We start from the raw sequence: 20920 nt of genomic DNA on the forward strand, positions 1-20920 counted from the left end.
TATATGGAACATTCAAATGAACTTGGTAAATGTCCTTTCAACCATAAAGAAGATACTTCGAGAACAGTAAGCACCAATCAACATTGGTGGCCAAAATCTTTAAATCTAAATATTCTTAGCCAGCATGATTCTAAAACAAGTCCAATGGATAGCGATTTTGATTATGCAGCAGAGTTTAACAAATTAGATTTAGAAGCATTAAAAACTGATTTAAAAAATCTGATGACTGAAAGTCAAGATTGGTGGCCTGCAGATTGGGGACACTATGGTGGTTTAATGATTCGTTTAGCGTGGCACTCTGCCGGTACCTACAGAATCTCAGATGGTCGTGGAGGAAGTAATACGGGTAACCAAAGATTTGCACCTTTAAACAGCTGGCCTGATAACGGAAATTTAGACAAAGCACGTAGACTCTTATGGCCGTTGAAGAAAAAATACGGTAATAAAATTTCATGGGCTGATTTAATGGTATTAGCAGGAAATATGGCTTACGAATCAATGGGATTCAAAACTTTCGGTTTTGCTGGAGGACGTAAAGACATTTGGCATCCTGAAACTGACGTTTATTGGGGAGCTGAGAAAGAATGGTTAGCTAAATCAGGTAGCGAAGGAAGTAGATATTCTGGAGAGCGTGATTTAGAAAATCCGTTAGCTGCTGTTATGATGGGTCTAGTATACGTTAATCCAGAAGGCGTTGACGGAATTCCTGATCCTTTAAAAACGGCTCGCGACGTTCGTATTACATTCAAAAGAATGGCAATGAATGATGAAGAAACAGTTGCTTTAACTGCAGGTGGACACACAGTAGGAAAAGCACATGGAAATGGTGATGCAACAATATTGAGTAAAGAGCCAGAAGCAAGTGAAATTGAGACCCAAGGATTTGGTTGGATTAATCCAACAAACAATGGTAATGGAGCCGACACTGTAACAAGTGGTTTAGAGGGTTCTTGGACCACAAATCCAACACGATGGGATAACGAATATTTCTATCTTTTATTTACATACGATTGGGAATTGAAAAAAAGCCCAGCTGGAGCTTGGCAGTGGGAACCTATAAACATCAAAGAAGAGGACAAGCCAGTTGACGCCTTTGATCCTACGAGAAGAAATAATCCAATCATGACTGATGCAGATATGGCAATGAAAATGGATCCTATTTATAGAGAAATTTCAGAGCGTTTCTACAAAGACCCAACTTACTTTGAAGATGTATTTGCTCGCGCTTGGTTCAAATTAACACACAGAGATTTAGGTCCTAAAAATCGTTATTTAGGTGCTGATGTTCCAGAAGAAGTATTGATTTGGCAAGACCCAATTCCAACAGTTGATTATATATTAAGTGATGGTGAAATTGAGGAAATCAAAACAACTATTCTAAATAGCGGACTGACTCGTACAGAATTGATTAATACAGCATGGGATAGCGCAAGAACTTTTAGAGGTTCAGATTATAGAGGTGGCGCTAATGGAGCAAGAATTCAATTAGCTCCCCAAAAAGATTGGATGGCAAATGAACCAGCTCGTCTTGAAAAAGTATTAATGACACTTACTAAAATTCAAAGTGGATTAAGTAAGAAAGTTTCTATTGCTGATTTAATTGTTATTGGTGGAAACGCTGCTATCGAAAAAGCAATTCAAGAAGCAGGATCTAATGTTAAAGTTCCGTTTCATGCTGGAAGAGGCGATGCAACACAAGAAATGACAGATTCAGAATCTTTTGATGATCTAGAACCAACAGCAGATGGTTTTAGAAACTTTACAAAAAAAGAATATACTGTAAAACCAGAAGAGTTACTACTAGATAGAGCACAATTGCTAGGATTAACTGCTCCAGAAATGACAGTTTTAATTGGTGGTATGCGAGTTCTAGGAACGAACTATGCTGGATCAAAAGAAGGAGTATTTACAACTAATGAAGGAGTTTTAACAAACGACTACTTTGTAAATTTAACGGATATGAATTTCAGTTGGAAACCAGTTTCTGAAAACTTATACAATATAGTTGATAGAAAATCTGGTGTAACAAAATTTACTGCAACTCGTGTGGATTTAGTATTTGGTTCCAATTCAATCCTAAGAGCTTACGCAGAAGTTTATGCGCAAGATGATAATAAAGAAAAATTCATCAAAGATTTCGTGAAAGCGTGGTCGAAAGTTATGCATATGGATCGCTTTGATTTAAATTAAAAGTGAAACTATTATTAATTCAATTTTATAAAATCCACCAATAATAGGTGGATTTTTTTATGCTTCAACTTCTTACAAATTAGCAACATAAGGTCAATGTAGTGTTACAGCATTGACAATTATTTGTCATAACTTTTACTTATAATTTGATAGGAAAATACCATAAAATTAATCGATTAGATTATCATTTTTTAGTACTTTTGCAATAAGAAAAACAATAATAATTTTAAATAAAATAATATGTCTTTAGTAGGAAAAAAATTCCCAAGTATTGCAGTTGATGCCATTTCAGAAATGGGAGATAATATGAAAATCAATATCTTCGAAGAAGCTACAAAAAACAACAAAAAAGTACTTTTGTTTTGGTACCCAAAAGATTTTACTTTTGTTTGCCCAACTGAATTACACGCTTTTCAAGCTGCATTACCTGAATTTGAAAAAAGAAATACAATAGTAATTGGAGCATCTTGCGATACTAACGAAGTTCACTTTGCTTGGTTAAATACAGCAAAAAATAATGGTGGAATTGAAGGTGTAACGTACCCAATTCTTGCTGACACTAATAGAAACTTATCTAACATTTTAGGAATTCTTGATATTGATTCAACAGAGTATTCTGAAGAAACTGATTCAGTAATTATCGAAGGTTCTAATGTAACTTTTAGAGCTACTTATCTAATTGATGAGACTGGAAAAATATTCCACGAAAGCGTAAACGATATGCCATTGGGCCGTAACGTAAACGAGTACTTACGTATGGTTGATGCTTATACACACATCCAAGAAAAAGGAGAGGTTTGCCCTGCTAACTGGGAAGCAGGAAAGGAAGCAATGAGTGCTGATAGAAAAAGTACAGCTGAATACTTAAGCTTAAACTAATAATAAATATTTCAATGGCAGTTATCAATTTTGATATTGCCATTGCTATTTTGAAATCTAAATTAAATTTAAAAAGAAATATATGTTAATCGAATTAACCGAAGATACTTTACAAGATTTAATCTCAAAAAATGAGAAGGTAGTTGTTCAATTTTCAGCATCATGGTGCGGAAACTGTAGAATTATGAAACCGAAGTTTAAAAAATTAGCGACTGAAAATGAAGCTATTACTTTTGCACTTGTTGACGCTGAAAACTTTCCTGAATCTAGAAAATTAGCTAACGTAAGCAATCTGCCTACTTTTGCCACTTTTGTAAATGGAAAACTAGTAAATGAAACGCAAACAAATAAACAAGAAGTACTGATTGATTTAGTGAAAGAGATTATTTAAGTGGTCTGAACTTTTTGAATTTAAAATAGTAAAAAAATACACCTATGAAATTACCCGTAATAAAGCATTTAACGCAATTTATAGAGGAGAACGACGAAGATTACATTATTGAAACAATCGAAGTTCTTGAAGCAATGACTGAAATTTCTTCTTTGAAAGACGAAGAGCTAGATGTCATAGGTGAATTAATTTCTAACATGTACGGTGCGCTAGAAGTGAATAAACTAGTAAAATCTGGAACAGACAAAAAAGAAGCATTAAATACTTTTATGAAACGTGTTTTAGGTTCAATCGACAAATAAATTTCTAAAAATAGATTACAAATGAAAAACGCACTCGTTACCGAGTGCGTTTTTTTTATTTAAAAAATGCAGTTTTCTCACCTTAAAATGTTTAACCTCTATGGTAAAAAGACAAACTTTATAAGATCAATTACGCACAAAATCTTAAATAATTTTCATACTTTTGAGCCTCACAAAAAAACAAACATCATGGCTTCAATAACATTAGGAGGAAATCCAATTCACACTTCAGGACAATTACCAGCTATAGGTACAAAAATGACTGATTTTAAATTAATTAACACTGATCTTTCCGTTATATCACTTAGTGATTATGCTGGTAAAAATTTAGTTTTAAATATATTTCCTAGTGTTGATACTGGAACATGTGCTGCATCAGTTAGAAAATTTAATGAAAATGCTGCTACTTTAGAAAACACAAAAGTACTTTGTATTTCAAGAGATTTACCATTCGCTCAAAAACGTTTTTGTGGTGCTGAAGGACTTGAAAACGTGATCAATTTATCTGATTTTCAAAACGGTGATTTCGGTAAAAATAATGGTTTAGAAATGACAGATGGACCATTAGCAGGTTTGCATTCTCGTGCTATCATTGTTATTGACCCTACGGGAACAATTGTTTATACAGAACAAGTTCCTGAAATTGCTGACGAACCTAATTACGACGCTGCATTAGCAGTACTATAATCTATCTATGATGGAATTTCAAAAAGACAATACATTCATAACTGGCCGAATGAAAAGCATGACATATGCATTTCAAGGAGCTAAAAAACTGATTACAACTGAACATAGTATTATGGTTCAGTTCTCGTTAGGATTAATAATGACAATTGCTGGCTTTTATTTTGGAATTTCCAAAATAGAGTGGCTTTGTCAAACTTTTGCTATCGGTTTAGTTTTAAGTGTTGAGGGATTAAATACTGCTGTTGAAAAAATAGCAGACTTTATCCATCCTGGTTATCATGAAAGAATTGGATTTATAAAGGATATTGCAGCTGGAGCGGTATTTTTTGCAGCAATGACTGCAATCGCAATTGGTTTAATTATATATGTACCTTTATTTTTATAGGTATTTTACAAGCAAGAATGGCAAAAACAACAAAAACAGCTCCCCAAAATAAAAAAACCGACACAAAGAAAGAGACTAAAATTCCGGTACAGTTAACGAAACAGCATAAGGTTGTCTTTGGTTCGCTACTGGTATTATTCTCGATTGCATTATTATTTGCCTTTATTTCTTTTTTCATTTACGGCCAGCAAGATCAAAGCGCTGTACAGCAATTAGGAGATCGTTCTGAAGTCGTTGAAAACTGGTTAGGAAAATTTGGTGCGTATTTAGCAGACTTACTTATTTATAGAGGTTTTGGACTTGCCGCATTTATCTTTGTAAGGCTATTTTTTCTTACTGGTATTTACATGGTTTTAGGAATTACTGTAAGAAAGTTAAAAAACATCTGGTTTTGGGACTTGTTTGTCATTATTATTTTGTCTGTTTTATTTGGATTTTTTGCAACATCTGCACCTGAATTAGGTGGAATAATAGGTTTTGAATTAAATTTATTCCTGCAGGATTATCTTGGAAAAACTGGAACATTATTAGTTTTATTATTTGGACTGATAATTTACATTATTTTCAAAATGAAATTATCTCCTGAGAGTATTCAATCTTTTTTTAGCGATACTAAGAAAGATTTAAAAGCCATGTCTATTCCAAATCCTTTAAATACTAATAAAGAAGCTTATAATCTAGAAGAGTTTGCAGTTCCTGATGAAGAAGTTGATACCATTCACTTGAAAAAGAAAGGTTCGCAATTTGAAATCAATAAGGAAGCATTAAAACCTACAATAGGCCATCCATCAGATATCAATAGAGATCCGGTTGTAAAACCAATTGCAATGGAAATAACTCCTCCTCCATTCAATGAAGTGATCCCTTCTGCAGATGAATCATTTGTAATTGAAACAGCTCCTGAAGAAGATATTATTGAAGAAAATCTAGCATCAAGATTAGTAGCTGATTTTGGCTTATTTGATCCTACTTTAGATTTATCCAATTATAAATTTCCAACAATCGACTTGTTAAAAGAATATTCTACTGGCGGAATTACAATCAACCAAGAAGAGTTAGAAGAGAACAAAAATAGAATTGTAGATACGCTTCGTAATTATAAAATTGAAATTGCTCAAATCAAAGCAACTGTTGGACCATCAGTTACTTTATACGAAATTGTACCAGAAGCCGGAATCCGAATTTCGAAAATTAAAAGCCTAGAAGATGATATTGCATTGTCGCTATCTGCTTTAGGAATTCGTATCATCGCTCCTATTCCTGGTAAAGGAACTATTGGAATCGAGGTTCCTAATAAGAATCCAACGATGGTTTCTATGAAAAGTGTTATTGGCTCAGCCAAATTTCAAGAAGCGGAAATGGAACTACCAATAGCGCTTGGAAAAACAATTTCAAATGAAACATTTGTTGTGGATTTAGCTAAAATGCCCCACTTATTAATGGCTGGAGCAACTGGACAAGGAAAATCTGTCGGTTTAAATGCTGTTTTAACATCTCTGCTATACAAAAAACATCCTGCTGAAGTAAAATTTGTTTTAGTAGATCCTAAAAAAGTAGAATTAACACTTTTTAATAAAATTGAAAGACATTACTTAGCGAAACTGCCAGACATGGACGATGCTATCATTACAGATAACGCCAAAGTAGTGAATACATTAAACTCTCTTTGTGTTGAAATGGACAACCGTTATTCTTTACTAAAAGATGCAATGGTTCGAAATATAAAAGAGTATAATGATAAATTTAAGGCTAGAAAACTAAATCCTGAAAATGGACACCGTTTTCTTCCATACATCGTACTGGTTGTTGATGAGTTCGCCGATTTGATTATGACCGCAGGTAAAGAAGTTGAAGTTCCTATTGCAAGGTTAGCACAATTAGCCAGAGCAATCGGAATTCACTTGATTATTGCGACGCAAAGACCATCTGTGAATGTAATCACTGGTTTGATAAAAGCCAACTTCCCAGCTAGAATAGCTTTTCGAGTTACCTCTAAAATAGATTCTCGAACAATTCTTGATACTCAAGGTGCAGATCAGTTAATAGGTCGTGGTGACATGCTTTACACAAATGGAAATGATGTGGTACGCGTACAATGTGCCTTCATTGATACGCCGGAAGTTGAAAAGATAACAGAATTTATTGGTTCACAAAAAGCATATGCAACCGCATACTTACTTCCAGAATTTGTAGGTGAGGAAAGTGGCATTAATCTTGATATGGATATTGCGGACAGAGACACTTTATTTAGAGAAGCGGCGGAAATTATTGTAAATGCACAGCAAGGTTCTGCTTCATTACTACAAAGAAAACTGAAATTAGGTTACAACAGAGCAGGTAGATTAATCGACCAACTCGAAGCTGCTGGAATTGTTGGCCCTTTTGAAGGAAGTAAAGCACGTAGTGTAAACATTCTAGATATGAGTTCTCTTGATCAATTTTTCAACAATGAACAAAATAAATAATACAATGAAAGCAATGATTCAAGATTCTAAAAAAAATCAAGTAAAAAGCGTGGGTAAAAAATTTCTTTTTATAGCGGCTTTATTTCTTTTTGGTTTTTCGATACAAGCACAAGATAAAAAAGCAAAAGATCTTCTTGACCAAGTCACGTCTAAGGTAAAGAGTTACGATAATATTACAATCGATTTTAAATACTCTCTAAATAATTCTAAGGAAAATATCAATCAGGATAGTAAAGGAAATGTAACCATGAAAGGAAATCAATATGTTTTGAATTTCATGGGCGTAACTAAAATTTTTGATGGTAAAAAGACATATACTATTGTTCCAGAAGACGAAGAAGTGACTGTTTCAACCTTTAACGAAAAGGACGATAGCGCAATTACACCATCTAAAATGTTGACTTTTTTCAATAGCGGTTACAGATATAATATGGATATAATTCAAAATGTGAAAGGGAGAAAGATTCAGTATATCAAATTAGTTTCCACAAATCCAAAAGATCAAAGAAAAGAAGTTTTACTAGGTATTGATGTACAAACAAAACATATTTACAATTTGATTGAAGTAGGAAAAAAAGGTACAAAAACTACATTAACGGTTAATTCTTTCAAAACCAACCAACCTTTGTCAAAAAATCAATTTACATTTGCGGGAAGTAAATATCCAAATTACTACATAAACAAATTAGATTAATGCACTAGGTGAAAATTCTTGACAAATACTTATTAAAAACCTTCTTGACTACATTTACAACAGTATTTGTAATCCTATTTTTTATATTTATACTTCAAACAGTTTGGTTATTTATAGCTGAATTAGCTGGGAAAGATTTAGATCTAGTAATGATCATAAAATTCCTGGCTTTTTCAATGCCTAGAATTGTGCCCTTAGTACTTCCACTCTCCATTCTATTAGCTTCGATTATGACTTTTGGTAATCTAGCAGAAAACTATGAGTTTGCTGCGATGAAATCTTCTGGTATTTCGCTACAACGAGCTATGAGAAGCTTGACTGTATTTATCGTTCTTTTAAGTATCGTGGCCTTTTTCTTTGCAAATAATGTCATCCCATTTGCTGAGTATAAGTTTATTAATTTTCGAAAAAATATTGCGCAACTCAAGCCGGCTTTAGCAATAGCCGAAGGTCAGTTTAATGATGTTGGATTTTACAATATTAAAGTCAATAAGAAAAGTGGACCAGAAGGAAATACCCTTACTGGAATTACAATCCATAAAAAATCTCAAACAGGTGACGGAAGTAAAACCGTTATCAAAGCTAAAAACGGAGAATTACTCAGTAGCGAAAAATCAAGCATTTTACAATTAGTTCTTAATGATGGTTATTATTACGAAGATATTGTTCCTAAAAAATATGAGGATCGCAATAAAATGCCGTTTGCAAAAAGCTCTTTTAAAAAGCAGATTATTAATATTGACTTATCAGAACTTAACAAAGTTGATGTCGATCAAGAAGCTGTAGCCAATACAAATACAATGCTTAATGTTAATGAATTGAACTATACTTTAGATTCATTAAATAAAAACATCAAAACTGATATAATTGCCTTCTCTGAAAATAGCAACAGTAAAATTGTGTTTCCACTGAATAATAAATTAACAGCCACGAAGAAAAACAAACCAATTTCAAATGATATATTATCAGTCTTTAGTAAAGCGGAACAAGTAGATATTTTAAAAATGGCAAGCAGTAACATTGCAAATTCTATTTATTCCATTGACGCTTCAAATAGTGAGTTTTTCAATAAACGTAAAAATATCAACAATCACTTACTTGCACTTTACGATAAATTTGTAATTGTTTTTGCGTGCTTTCTAATGTTTTTTATTGGTGCCCCATTAGGAGCCATTATTAGAAAAGGTGGTTTAGGACTACCTATCGTTTTTGCAATTTTGATATTCATTACTTTTCACTTTATAAATACTTTTGGAAAACGATTAGCGCAAGAAAACGGAATGACTCCTTTTATGGGAGCTTGGTTATCGTCATTCATCTTGACACCTCTCGCAGTTCTATTGACGTACAGAGCCACAAATGATATCGGATTAATTAATATCGATGTCATCCTTGCTCCTTTCCAAAAATTAATTAAAAAAATATTTCCAACACAAAACTAATACCTATAATGGACTTAAATAAAATACAGCTTAACACAATTGAAGAAGCGATTGAAGATATCCGCCAAGGAAAAATAATAATTGTTGTTGATGATGAAGATCGTGAGAACGAAGGCGATTTTTTGGCTGCAGCCGAAAAGGTGACTCCAGAAATGATTAATTTTATGGCAACTCATGGACGTGGATTAATATGTGCTCCTTTAACAGAAAGTCGCTGTAAAGAGCTTGGATTACATGTAATGGTTACAAATAATACTGATCCAATGGAAACTGCATTCACAGTATCTATCGATTTGAGAGGAAATGGTGTTACTACAGGAATTTCAGCTGCTGATAGAGCTAAAACAGTTCTTGCGTTAGTAAATTCTGAAACTAAACCTCACGATTTAGCGAGACCTGGACATATTTTCCCATTAATAGCAAAACAAGGTGGTGTTTTAAGACGAACTGGTCATACAGAGGCAGCTATTGACTTCGCTCGTTTAGCGGGGTTTAAATCAGCAGGAGTGATTGTTGAAATTATGAATGAAGATGGTACTATGGCTCGGTTACCACAATTAGTTGATGTAGCTAAAAAGTTCAACTTAAAACTAGTTTCTATAGAAGATCTTGTTGCTTATAGAATGCAACATGACAGTTTGATCGTTAAAAAAGAGGATTTCGAAATACAAACTCGCTTTGGAGATTTTAGATTGAGAGCATACCAGCAAACCACAAATAAGCAGATTCATATTGCTTTGACAAAAGGTACTTGGAACTCTGGAGAATCAATTCTAACAAGAATAAACTCTTCGCAAGTAAATAACGATATTTTGGGAACTTTGACTAACAATGGCGACCAACAGCTAGATGATATGTTCAAAATAATAAATGAGCACGGAAAAGGCGCAGTTATCTTTATTAATCAAGATATGCAGGCGGTTAATTTGTTAAATAGAATTACTGAATTAAAAGAATTACAGAGCACTGGACACATGAAAGCACCAAAAATTAAAATCGATAATAAAGATTTTGGTATTGGAGCGCAAATTCTACACGATATTGATATTTCTAAAATCAGATTAGTTTCAAATACGGAACAAGAAAAGCGTGTTGGAATGATTGGGTACGGTCTTGAAATCACAGAATACGTCGCTTATTAGAATATTTTAGTTTTATTCTAAAGATATTTATAAAGCTAAAATGAAGGAAATGAAACAATTAAAAAATAGTTCTGAAAACAGTTGAAATTTTTATTCAAATTGTTTTTGTAAATCGAAAAAGGTGCTTATATTTGCACTCGCAATCAGATAATGAAAGCGATAGACTGGAGAAATGGCAGAGCGGTCGAATGCGGCAGTCTTGAAAACTGTTGACTGTAACAGGTCCGGGGGTTCGAATCCCTCTTTCTCCGCCACATGAAGTTTCAAAAGAAACTTTAAAAGTCAAAAGCCTTTAAATACTAGTATTTAAAGGCTTTTTTGTTTCCTGTCAAGACTCAAAAGACACATATACTGTCAAAGGCTAGTGTCCCTATTAGTGACCCTCTTATTTTTCATTAAAAATAGGGACACTAAAATTCAAGTATTCCCTAGGAATTCCCCGTGAATGCTAGATACTTTCAAAGTTTTTAAATCAATTTGATTATTAATTTAAAAACCTAAATTATGTTAAAAGTAATTTTTTTCCTAAAAGCCGGAAAAGCAAATACAAAAGGAGAATCTCCTGTCTTTGCACGAATCTCCCACAATCAGCAATCTATTGATATGACCACCAGTAAACGTATCTCTAAAGAGAGATGGCAATTTACTAACAACCTTCGAAATGTGCTTAAACTTGAAAAAGAAAAAGTACTCAAACATGCCTTGGACATATTTGAGTTGAACCTCGAAAAAAAATTTAATGAGTTGACTAAAGTTGATCCAGAAATCTCTTTGACTCAACTTAAAAATGAGTTTACAGGGAAAACAAAAACTGAAGGGACAAGTATTTTACACCTGATAGAAACGCATAATAACTATTTTCAAAAAAAGGTCAATACAGACGAAAGATCTAAAGCATCTTTCCAAAAATATGAACGCTCCAAAGAACTACTGACCATCTTTATGAAAAAGCAATATGGAATTCAAGATATTTCATCAAATGAAATTTCCAGCGCTTTCATTTATAATCTCGAATCTTTCCTTAAATACGAAAGTGTTTATAAAGGGCGTGTTGGCATTAAAAACAACTCGGTAGTAAAATATATGAGAATGTATAAAACAGCCTGTTATTATTGCATTAGGATGGGCTTGATAGATAAAAATCCATTTGCTCTTTACGATGGTAAACTAAATATTAAGGATGCAGTATTCCTAACTCAGCAAGAGTTAAACCGCATTGAAAATAAAAAGTTTCCTGCTGAGCGTCTAGAGCGAGTAAAAGACACTTTCCTTTTTAGTTGCTACACTGGATATGCACCTGTAGATGCATGCAATCTTACTTCAAATAATATATTCCAAGATAATAATGACGCGCTTTGGATTATGACTAACAGAACAAAAACAGCAATCAGGGCAAATGTACCTGTACTCCCTCCCACTCTTAAAATTATCAATAAATATAAAGATTTACAAATAGGATTAATTCCTAAGATATCAAATCAAAAAATGAATGCCTACCTTAAAGAAATTGCAGATTTATGCGGAATTGATAAAAACCTGACCTGGTATGTCGCAAGACATACCTTTGCAACCACTGTAACTTTAGGTAATGGTGTCAGAATAGAAAATGTTTCTTCAATGATGGGGCATACAAATATTAAACAAACACAACATTACGCTAAGGTTCTAGATGTCAACGTAATGGAAGACATGGCGAAACTGAAGGAAAAATATATGTAATCTTTTATCACCATACCTAATGGAAGATATCTTTTAAACAAACCAAGTATACTCAACAAAAAAGGATTCCCGCAGGAATCCTTTTTTCGTTCTAACTATTCGTACCGCAAGAATCTCCAATTCTTAATTTTATTTCTATTTTCAATGTCCATTCTTATTCAGTAATTTTTCTATTTTACTTGCCTCATACAAAAATATATCACCAAGCTTTGTATATGGGAGTACACCTGTTTGGCGGTATTTTATAATGGTATTATTAGATAGTCCGAATATTTTCTTTAAATCCTCATTTCTATAATACTGCAATCGTGGTTTTACATCTTGACCGCTAATCTTAGAATCGATTTTTTCAAGTCGGGATTGCAAAGGCTCAAGCAAATTTTTAATTGCTGTCAGATATGCGAATATATTAGCTTTTCCTTCTTTTGACATGATCTATGAATTTTTAATGATTTAAATAGAGAATGAAGCACAACCGAATAGTCAGAAATCTTTTAGGTGAAATATCATTTAACGCTAATTTTTTCTCTTCGTTTCTGCAAGACCCTAATAATTTTATCCAGAAATTTAAGATGACTATCTCCGTAGGTAAAACCCTTGGCTTCTGAAAACTGCTTGCTTATTGTACCGATACTTACTTGATTACCAAAATCACCAGAATAAGTAAAATTATCTTCAATAAACTTTTGCATCTTACTTCTGTTCTCTTTTTCGTTTATATCGTCAAAAAATAAGATTCCTTCGTCCATAAGTATATAAAATAGTTGAGCTATTTCATTTTTATTAAATTGAGAAGCACATTTAAACCTACTTCCTTTTCCTATAGCGCTTTCTCTATTTGAAGTATTAGAATACCTTTGTCCGAGTAAGGATTCGAATTGTTCAATCTTGGTAAATAATACTCCTACCGAAACAGAAAGTTCGCCAACTGTTACTTTTTTCATCGCACTTTTATTTTGAAATTCTTAGCGACTAACCTGGTGCCGAACAAGAAAAATAAATCCTACTTCCTTGATTTCTCTTAAAAGAGGGTTCGTACTTAATATAGCCATACTCGTTTAATTCCTTTACACATTTATGATAAGTGCTTGATGCAGAAATTTTTGCTATGTGCATAATTTCATAGCTAAAAACCTGGATCGGACTAGTAAACCCCCGATCCCCACTGTACTTCAACAATGCGGCATAAACACCGATATGCGTGATACTGATACGGTAATCCTTTTCAATAGCAGAAAAGAAATCAGATAGGGGTTTTAGACTTTCCATTATTCATCAAATTGAATTAGATTGCTTTTTCACTCTTTTTTTCACTTCCTTTGGTATATCAGGCTCTTCGTTATCGGCACTTGACCCTTGTTTTTTATTGGTCTGTTTAACGGAAGCCTTTTCACCTTCCGACTGTTTTTCTACTTTAGCTTCTCTATTGTCAATGCGCTTCATATTCGTATCATATACATTGATGGTCTTAAATTGCGGATTAACTTCAATAAATTGCTTAACTTCTTTACCATCCTTCAAAAATGTAGCCGATTGTAAGTTCCCTTTCTTGAGAGAATCCATTAAATCTTCTTTGTATTTTGGAGTTTCTAATTCTTTTATAGGTAGTTTGCTCAAGCTAGCCTCAAGATCATAACCATAATTCTGATGGTATTGATTTAGTTTGAAATTTCCATTACTGTCTGTCTCCTTAAAGTCCATTTGAACCCAAGAATTATAAAGCTGCCCCTCTTTGTTAGTCAGTTCTTTATTTACTGCACGACCTTCCATTAGATTGTAAGCTTCCTTCATCGTAATATTACTTCCTTTATTAATATAGAAAGTTTGCTCCAGCGATTCTTTAGAATTGTCTTTCTGCAAATCCACGTTGTAAGAATTAAAAAAATACATCTCACTCTGATCTGATTTTTTAAAACTTAGTGTTGCTTTGGCACGATCAACTCCGTACAGCACTTCATGATTCAATGTGAAATTAGAGGTTTGCTGCTGCATTTTCTCCTTTAATTCATTGTCCAATCCTTCCCCAAAACCAGTGTACTTAACCTGGTTACGCAAGTATTCAAAATTTTTCTCGTTCATGATACTTATATTTAAATGATTACTATTTATAATTTCGGTAGAACAGTAAGCTGTAAAAGCTTTTTATTCTTCAACCTAAGTTCAAGGTGCCGACCACCATTCTTCTCTATTAGTTGAATTACTAAATGTTTCTTATCTGGAATCGTAAACTTGGGAAGCGCAAAAACCGCCGTGTTCTCAGACTCTCCTTTTATTACAATTGGTTTATTATAACTCATCATTGGTACGATTTCTAATTCTTGGGAAGCGGTACGTTTTACCTTTTTGCTGTCTCGTATAAAAAATCGGAGCTGATCGATATCATAATTTATTTTAGAACCGTTGAGAACTCTTGTCTTGTAATACAGGACATCATCTCGTATAAAGATTCCATTTAGTTGGAATTTAATCTCATTCTTTTTTTCCCTTGCACCTGAAATCTTATTTCCATTGTAAAAAGCGACTTTGGAATATTTTTCTACCTCCTCTTCGTTCGCACCTTCCGCTGAAAAGTACATTTCTGGACTTTCTGACTTAGTTGTATGTAGACTGAGATTTAATTGCGGTGATTCGTCATCGTAGTTTACCACAAAGGAATACAACTTGGCATCTGAAGTAATCACCGTAAGGTTGGTCGGAATAAATCCCTGCTGTGCCGCTTTAATATGCAATACGTTCTCTAGTCCTTTCGCTTTCTGCACTAATACATCTTGGCTCCCTCGGTCTACGGTTTTAATAGTATAAGGAAATACGATAGTCGTAGTTTTCGAATACCCGATAAAAAGCGAGTCCGATGCGACTTCTTCAAAATAATTCCCTTCCGTTTGTTGTGCAAAGGCTCCATTGGAAAACATCCATAAAAAAGCCACTAGTAATACATTAATTTTTTTCATGTTTATAATTTTTTGATTTTAATTGGAATCATTTTGTTTTTGGTTGTCATCGAGAAGCAATACTTGATAGCCAGCTTTTACAACCACTTTAACCAACTTAACTTTCTTGCTTAGCAGGCTTTTGGCAGCCTCTATTCCAGCTCCCGCAGCCTGCGCTCCCCAGGAATCGTCAAGAGTTCCCATTCCAATGCTCTGCATCGAACGATCTGCAGTTGTTTTTGCAACATCTCTATTAATAGTGCCTGGAATATAAATCCCATCCAATCCATCCATATCGTAGACTGAAAGTGCTACTGGAAACAAGGAGTTATTATATCTAATGCTATTTATTTTGATACTCAATCGCTCTCCTTGTAAAGAAGCTATTCCAAATAGAAAATGATCTTTTGGTATTGCGACTCCATTAATATAAATCGCATTGGTTAGCCTCAGTTTTACTGTCGAACCAGTAACGATTACTTGGGTTTCATGAATCACAGCCGATATCGTATTTTGCATATCGACACTACTAGCATTTTCATCAAAAGAATAAAAGCCATTACCCTTGGATTGTCCATTAGTGACCAAAGTATTTATGAGACTGTTTTGTACTAATGAAACTATCCCTTCCGTCGTTTTACTGCTGATCGTGAACACTTGTCCACGATTTTCTTTCGAAACTTTTCGCAGTCTCTCTTGTACTCTTTCAGGATGCTGAATATCAAGTATGTTTTCTAGCATTCCACTGAGTTGCTTCAATTCGGGATCCTGATCTCCTTTCTGCCCATCCATAGTACTTATCATGTGTTCTAACCTATTAATATCATCAGAATGTATTTCTGAAGTAGTGGGTTTTGCATATTGATTCGAACCATGATTCTGTTCCATAACTATCGTTGGACCATTTAAAGCCTTCTGTAATGCTTCCAGTTTTTTATGAATTTTTTCTTCATTTGAATCTCGATAAACCGATGTATTTAATCCGCCGTTTCCATTGGAATAATTACTTTCTTGAAAATCGGTATCCGTTTCGGTTTCCATTCCATTGTCCTGAAAAGATTGACTCAGATAATTTGGATCATTTTTGATAAGTTCATCCAGCTTTGCTGAATCGATTGCTGCTTGCTCGTAATATTTCATCTTATCTAAGAAAAGTGCTTCTCTTCCGTTTGCATCTGGAAGCTTTGTATTAAAACCTGTTTTTTCGACTGATTCTAAAGTAGCGGCATCCATTTTACCTCCTCCTAGAATCCAAAATACAGCTGTAATAAAGGGAAGGACCAAGAGCGGCAATACCATAAGCATCTTGCGCTGTCTTTGCATTTTTAGTGATTCTGTTTTTCGTTCCATACTATTAATTTTTAAATTGTGAGCGATAATAATTCTCTACGATAACAAGGCTGTCTAGTAATCCAGGGCGGGATCTTAGTATACTGTCCTGTATTAGCTTTCCAGTAGGACTGCGTCCCAAACTATCCATGTACATCTGGAAACGAGCCATTCGTTCCATTTGGGTTTTGCTTAAAGATGTATTAAGTATTGTGTTTTTAGTATCGAATGCAACTGCATTAATCGGCCTGCTGATCAGACTGCGTTCTATCTTGTTTGAGTTTCCATTTAGGCCATCTACAATTAAATAAACGTTCCCGCCCACTGTAAATACAACAAAACAGAACAGAATTACAATCCAGCTTTTTGCAGATAAATTTGCCGTCCTATTTTCCAACCACTTAGCACATTTATGCTGCAGCAAAAAAATGGCTTCGTTGAATCGTTCTAGTAGAAAGCGTTCTTTGTGCTTGACATTTTCAGGATTATTTCTGCTGTTTCTTTTAAATATGAATTTCATAATCAGTTTTTTATCATTTTCTGTTTTTTGAACTTAAATCTCTATTTTCAATAGTGTTCCACCGCTCTATTAAAAATCCATGTGGATTGTTGTCGCTTCGCGAAACATTGCGAAGATTGCCTTCTGTTACTAGACTTCGATAAGCAATACTTGTGGGTCTTATGATATTTTGAGTTGCATAACAACGGAACTGATAGGGATATTCATTGATGTTAATTGTTATACTATCCACAGCTATAGTTTGGCTGACATTACCGGATATAATCCCAGAATAATAACCGTTTTCCTTTAAATCATCATACACTCTTTTTGCGCTATCATCTGCTAAATAAAGAGCCTTGGTAACATTGATTTGTATTACTTTATCATCAGGATCAAGACTGAAAAACAGGCTGTGAAAGGTTTTTACATGATCCTTTGCTTCAACTGGAATATTGTCCTTCGTATTCGATGAAAATGCTTCCAATGCTTTCCCATTAGCCAGTATATAAACCTTATCCTGCATTTGCGAAACCAGACTGAAACTTTTGTAAAGAGCAAAGCAACAGAGAATCACGCATCCAATTATAACTAGCATTGTAAAGCCTCGAACATATCGAAAAGCCGTGTCAATATTTTTCATTTTACTAAACATGATATTTGAATTTAGAAATTAAGAATTGCCTTTTAATTTATCACCCATATGACTATTCTTGTCATTGAAGTACGGAGTGGAACTACTAGAGCCCGACATGCTTTGAGACATACGACTTGCTGCATTTCCCATCGCATCTGCCATCATACTGGCACCAGTACCCACGCTACTTACTGCAGAATTTGTACTATTACTAAAGATAGTGGTTACCTTTTGGCTCAATGCTCCGCCACCACCTGCATGAACTATGTAATTTGCTACTGAAGGAACTGTAAAATAACCTACAATCCCTATAATCATGAATACTAGATACGCCATATCGGTTCTACTAAAGAAAGTATCTCCATAATCGTTTACCTGAGCGATGTCCAGTTGCAACATCTTCTCCTGTATTTTTCCGATGATACTACCAAAAATATTAGCTACAGGAAGCCACAGGTAAATATTGATGTATCTCGCCAGCCAAACGGTCAAAGTATGTTGAAAACCATCAAATACAGCGATTCCAAATACTAATGGGCCTAATACGGAAAGAACCACCAGCTGAAATGTTCGCAGGGTATCGATACATAATGAAGCTGCTTCAAATAACACTCTTAGTACTTCACTCATCCATTCCTTGACCGAATTGCGAAAATTAAACGATGCCTTTGCCATAGCAAATTTGACATCATTTCCGATCCCTTCAAGCATTCCTTGACTATCAGGGTTAGCATTATCGTGTGTGTATTTATACCACCTGTCCTGATCACCACTTCCTGATTCACCAACATACATCTGCCAAGAGTTACTACTTTTAATAGCTTCTTCTTTCTTTTGTAACAACAAACCAATAGCCTTGTTGGATCCTTCAACCATCGCCGCTGTTGCTGTAACAGTAGGATTCATTACTCCGTTAATCAAATCCAAGACCGAAGGAAAAATCATAATACAGAAACCGATAACAAAAGGCCTTAGCAGCGGATAAAAATCTATTGGTTCTGCACTGGCAATATGTCGCCATACTCTTGAGCCTATATACCAAATAGCTGCAAAACCAGCAATTCCTTGTCCTACTCCCAATAAATTATTACACAAAGGCATCATCTCTTCGTAGAGTTGATCCAGTACACCATGCAAACTGTTCATGTCGTCCGCTACACTTTGCGCCTGAATCGCAAAGGGCAATAGTATTCCTAGGGCTGTAAATAATACTCCCTTACTTCTCTTTGCCATCTCATTCTTTGTTTAGTTATTTCCCTTGTAAATGTTACGCATTACACGCACATCATTATGCTCTTTTGCACGTTGGATCGCTAGTACAGTTGTATTATTATTAAAACTTCGCAGAAATAAAACTTTCTCCTGCATATCAGCATAAATCTTGTCAATCGCTGCAAGTCTTTCCTCATCGGTCATTCTTAATGTATTAGCAGTAATAACCATGACCAATTCGTTTAAATTTCGGAGGCTCTGTTGCAGCAAATTATCATACACTCTTGCGCAATAGTCGATTTCATCGGGACTAAAATTGCCACCATTTCTGAACCCTTCAAATGCGGTTTTATATTCTTTTACTAAAAGCAATTGGTATTTCACAATCTCACCTACTCTCTTATATTTACGTACCGTTGGACTTACTTGCATCAATGCATCAAGGAATGTTTCATGGAGGCTAAAATTGCCTTGAGACAAATCTTTGATCGTATTGTACCCACCACTAACGATTTGATACCCTTTTTTCATATCCTTTAGTATCTGCTTGAATTGAGCCAATTTTTCTATATTTAGCAGGAGTTGCTGCATTTCCTGTGATTGGGCTGAAATCCGAGACGGGAAAAAGAAACCCATGAAAAAAAGCCCTATAATTATTATCTTTTTCATTGGAAATTAGAATTAATGCCATGCATGTTACGACTTGTTTTCAGATCTTTCTTCTCTTTGGCTCTTGACAAAGCCAATAATTTTGTTTGCTTATTAAAGCTTTCACCAAAACTGTAATTTTCTAACATATTAAGATATAATGCGTCAATGCGCTTGATTCGCTCCTCTTCTTTCATTTCAACTTGTCCATCCATTACTATAGTCAGGAGCTCCTCCATATTAGCTTCACAATTTTTAATCAAACGATCTACTACTCTTTTGATATACGCTATTTCATCTCCGTGAAATAAATCGTCCCCTTGCACTTGCTTAATAATGAAACGGGAACTATGAATGATTTTTAGCTGTAGTGCAATAATATCGGCCACCTTGAAATAGTTTTTTATTTTCGGATTAACTGTTTTTAAAGAGCTGAAATAATTGCTGTGAAGATTAAATTCCCCTCGCTTGAAATCTCCTATTGTCGTTAGTCCATTTTTGACTACAGAATACCCCTTTTGTGCATAATCCGTATAGATCCTTAAAGCAGCAATTTGCTGCAGCAACACTTTTCTTTGCTTAGCTTGCCCCTGTAAATTATTGGTGAGCAAGCCTATAAATAATAGATATAAAAATAATTTTTTCATTGCCTTATTATTTTAGTGAGGAATTCCGTAAAGCTTCTTAATCTTCTCTGCATCATGCTTCGTTTTTGCTCTTTGTAAGATGAGTTGCCTATTTTGACTATTGAATAGTCTAAGGTCATCATAGTTAGCATCAATTTGATCAGCGGCGGTATTGATGATTTCCAATCTCTTGGCATCACTCATTTGGATCGTAAAAGAATCCAGAATTAGAAATATCTGGTCGATGTTTTTTAAACTCTCGTTTATTATACCCGAATACACTTTATGCATATACTCCAGTTCTGCCACATTAAAATGTGGATCTTGTTTAATGAGGTTCCAAGCTCTGTCATATTCATCTACTAGCCTTACTTGTTTCTGAGTAATATCCCTAATGCGCTGGTAATAACTAATTATTGATTTGACTTTCATCAGCTCCTCGTAGTAATTCTTATACAAGTCCTTTTGCTTCTGTGTCCACTGAGAAATCTCTCCTAGTTTTAGTTTAGAAAGCGTATTCTCCAGTTTCTTGTGCGCATTTTGCAGCCAGATAGTTTCATTTTGCAACCGCTGTATTCGCAAGTCTATCGCCAAAATCACTTTTTTAATTGCGGCAGTTATCACTCCAACTATAGGCAAAGCCGCAGTTGTTGCTGGCCTTGCAGGACTACTGACCAGCAGCAGACAGAGCAAACACAAGCATATTTTTCTCTTTGTTTTCATAATGCATTTAAATTAGGTTT

The 20920-nt window shown here is 34.4% G+C and carries 23 protein-coding genes and 1 tRNA gene; 12 read left to right on the forward strand and 12 right to left on the reverse strand.

Annotated features, from left to right (window positions below; all coding sequences use genetic code 11):
- Window positions 1–3: 3 nt before the first annotated feature.
- From katG to BC961_RS12520, 12 genes are all read left to right on the forward strand, one after another.
- Entirely contained in the window at window positions 4–2190 is a 2187-nt protein-coding gene (gene katG / locus BC961_RS12465; RefSeq protein WP_121926192.1) for a catalase/peroxidase HPI, read from the forward strand.
- 240 nt (window positions 2191–2430) lie between these two features.
- Window positions 2431–3069, forward strand: a complete 639-nt coding sequence (locus BC961_RS12470) for a peroxiredoxin (RefSeq protein WP_121926193.1) — start codon at window positions 2431–2433, stop codon at window positions 3067–3069.
- Between the two features lie 82 nt (window positions 3070–3151).
- Window positions 3152–3460, forward strand: coding sequence for a thioredoxin family protein (locus tag BC961_RS12475; RefSeq protein WP_121926194.1), 309 nt, complete (start codon window positions 3152–3154; stop codon window positions 3458–3460).
- 44 nt (window positions 3461–3504) lie between these two features.
- Entirely contained in the window at window positions 3505–3762 is a 258-nt protein-coding gene (locus BC961_RS12480) for a DUF6952 family protein (RefSeq protein ID WP_121926195.1), read from the forward strand.
- Between the two features lie 189 nt (window positions 3763–3951).
- Window positions 3952–4449 carry a thiol peroxidase gene (tpx, locus tag BC961_RS12485; RefSeq protein WP_121926330.1) on the forward strand — a complete coding sequence of 166 codons (498 nt, stop codon included), beginning with the start codon at window positions 3952–3954 and terminating at the stop codon, window positions 4447–4449.
- Window positions 4450–4459: 10 nt separating this feature from the next.
- Window positions 4460–4834 (forward strand): diacylglycerol kinase family protein, encoded by a 375-nt coding sequence (locus tag BC961_RS12490; protein WP_121926196.1) that lies wholly within the window; start codon window positions 4460–4462, stop codon window positions 4832–4834.
- A gap of 17 nt (window positions 4835–4851) precedes the next feature.
- Window positions 4852–7299, forward strand: a complete 2448-nt coding sequence (locus BC961_RS12495; RefSeq protein ID WP_121926197.1) for a DNA translocase FtsK — start codon at window positions 4852–4854, stop codon at window positions 7297–7299.
- A complete protein-coding gene (locus BC961_RS12500) occupies window positions 7283–7993 on the forward strand; it encodes a LolA family protein (protein ID WP_121926198.1) in 711 nt (236 codons plus the stop codon). The genes BC961_RS12495 and BC961_RS12500 overlap by 17 nt, the downstream gene beginning before the upstream one ends.
- Before the next feature lie 8 nt (window positions 7994–8001).
- Window positions 8002–9435, forward strand: a complete 1434-nt coding sequence (locus BC961_RS12505; RefSeq protein WP_121926199.1) for an LptF/LptG family permease — start codon at window positions 8002–8004, stop codon at window positions 9433–9435.
- An 8-nt stretch (window positions 9436–9443) separates the two neighbouring features.
- On the forward strand, window positions 9444–10577 hold the full coding sequence (gene ribB / locus BC961_RS12510; protein WP_170151317.1) for a 3,4-dihydroxy-2-butanone-4-phosphate synthase: 1134 nt from the start codon (window positions 9444–9446) through the stop codon (window positions 10575–10577).
- 166 nt (window positions 10578–10743) lie between these two features.
- Window positions 10744–10831 (forward strand) — tRNA-Ser (locus BC961_RS12515).
- 250 nt (window positions 10832–11081) lie between these two features.
- On the forward strand, window positions 11082–12296 hold the full coding sequence (locus BC961_RS12520; protein WP_121926201.1) for a site-specific integrase: 1215 nt from the start codon (window positions 11082–11084) through the stop codon (window positions 12294–12296).
- A gap of 141 nt (window positions 12297–12437) precedes the next feature.
- On the opposite strand, the gene BC961_RS12525 is transcribed toward BC961_RS12520, so the two are convergent.
- The 12 genes from BC961_RS12525 to BC961_RS12580 form a co-directional block, all read right to left on the reverse strand.
- Complete coding sequence (locus BC961_RS12525) at window positions 12438–12728, reverse strand: helix-turn-helix domain-containing protein (RefSeq protein WP_121926202.1); 291 nt, start codon at window positions 12726–12728, stop codon at window positions 12438–12440.
- Window positions 12729–12802: 74 nt separating this feature from the next.
- Window positions 12803–13240 (reverse strand): hypothetical protein, encoded by a 438-nt coding sequence (locus tag BC961_RS12530; RefSeq protein WP_121926203.1) that lies wholly within the window; start codon window positions 13238–13240, stop codon window positions 12803–12805.
- 28 nt (window positions 13241–13268) lie between these two features.
- Window positions 13269–13565, reverse strand: coding sequence for a hypothetical protein (locus BC961_RS14860; RefSeq protein WP_121926204.1), 297 nt, complete (start codon window positions 13563–13565; stop codon window positions 13269–13271).
- 6 nt (window positions 13566–13571) lie between these two features.
- Window positions 13572–14375, reverse strand: coding sequence for a hypothetical protein (locus BC961_RS12540; RefSeq protein WP_121926205.1), 804 nt, complete (start codon window positions 14373–14375; stop codon window positions 13572–13574).
- A gap of 26 nt (window positions 14376–14401) precedes the next feature.
- Complete coding sequence (gene traN / locus BC961_RS12545; protein WP_121926206.1) at window positions 14402–15247, reverse strand: conjugative transposon protein TraN; 846 nt, start codon at window positions 15245–15247, stop codon at window positions 14402–14404.
- An 18-nt stretch (window positions 15248–15265) separates the two neighbouring features.
- Window positions 15266–16576, reverse strand: a complete 1311-nt coding sequence (gene traM / locus BC961_RS12550) for a conjugative transposon protein TraM (RefSeq protein WP_121926207.1) — start codon at window positions 16574–16576, stop codon at window positions 15266–15268.
- A gap of 4 nt (window positions 16577–16580) precedes the next feature.
- Complete coding sequence (locus tag BC961_RS12555) at window positions 16581–17075, reverse strand: hypothetical protein (RefSeq protein ID WP_121926208.1); 495 nt, start codon at window positions 17073–17075, stop codon at window positions 16581–16583.
- A 13-nt stretch (window positions 17076–17088) separates the two neighbouring features.
- Window positions 17089–17709, reverse strand: coding sequence for a conjugative transposon protein TraK (gene traK / locus BC961_RS12560; protein WP_121926209.1), 621 nt, complete (start codon window positions 17707–17709; stop codon window positions 17089–17091).
- Between the two features lie 18 nt (window positions 17710–17727).
- Window positions 17728–18924 carry a conjugative transposon protein TraJ gene (gene traJ, locus BC961_RS12565; protein ID WP_121926210.1) on the reverse strand — a complete coding sequence of 399 codons (1197 nt, stop codon included), beginning with the start codon at window positions 18922–18924 and terminating at the stop codon, window positions 17728–17730.
- Between the two features lie 12 nt (window positions 18925–18936).
- Window positions 18937–19572 carry a TerB family tellurite resistance protein gene (locus BC961_RS12570; RefSeq protein ID WP_121926211.1) on the reverse strand — a complete coding sequence of 212 codons (636 nt, stop codon included), beginning with the start codon at window positions 19570–19572 and terminating at the stop codon, window positions 18937–18939.
- Entirely contained in the window at window positions 19569–20198 is a 630-nt protein-coding gene (locus BC961_RS12575) for a hypothetical protein (RefSeq protein ID WP_121926212.1), read from the reverse strand. Before BC961_RS12575 ends, BC961_RS12570 begins: the two co-directional genes overlap by 4 nt.
- Before the next feature lie 12 nt (window positions 20199–20210).
- Window positions 20211–20900 carry a conjugal transfer protein TraI gene (locus BC961_RS12580; protein WP_121926213.1) on the reverse strand — a complete coding sequence of 230 codons (690 nt, stop codon included), beginning with the start codon at window positions 20898–20900 and terminating at the stop codon, window positions 20211–20213.
- Between the last annotated feature and the right edge of the window lie 20 nt (window positions 20901–20920).

The sequence above is a fragment of the Flavobacterium weaverense genome (assembly GCF_003688495.1).
GTDB lineage: Bacteria > Bacteroidota > Bacteroidia > Flavobacteriales > Flavobacteriaceae > Flavobacterium > Flavobacterium weaverense.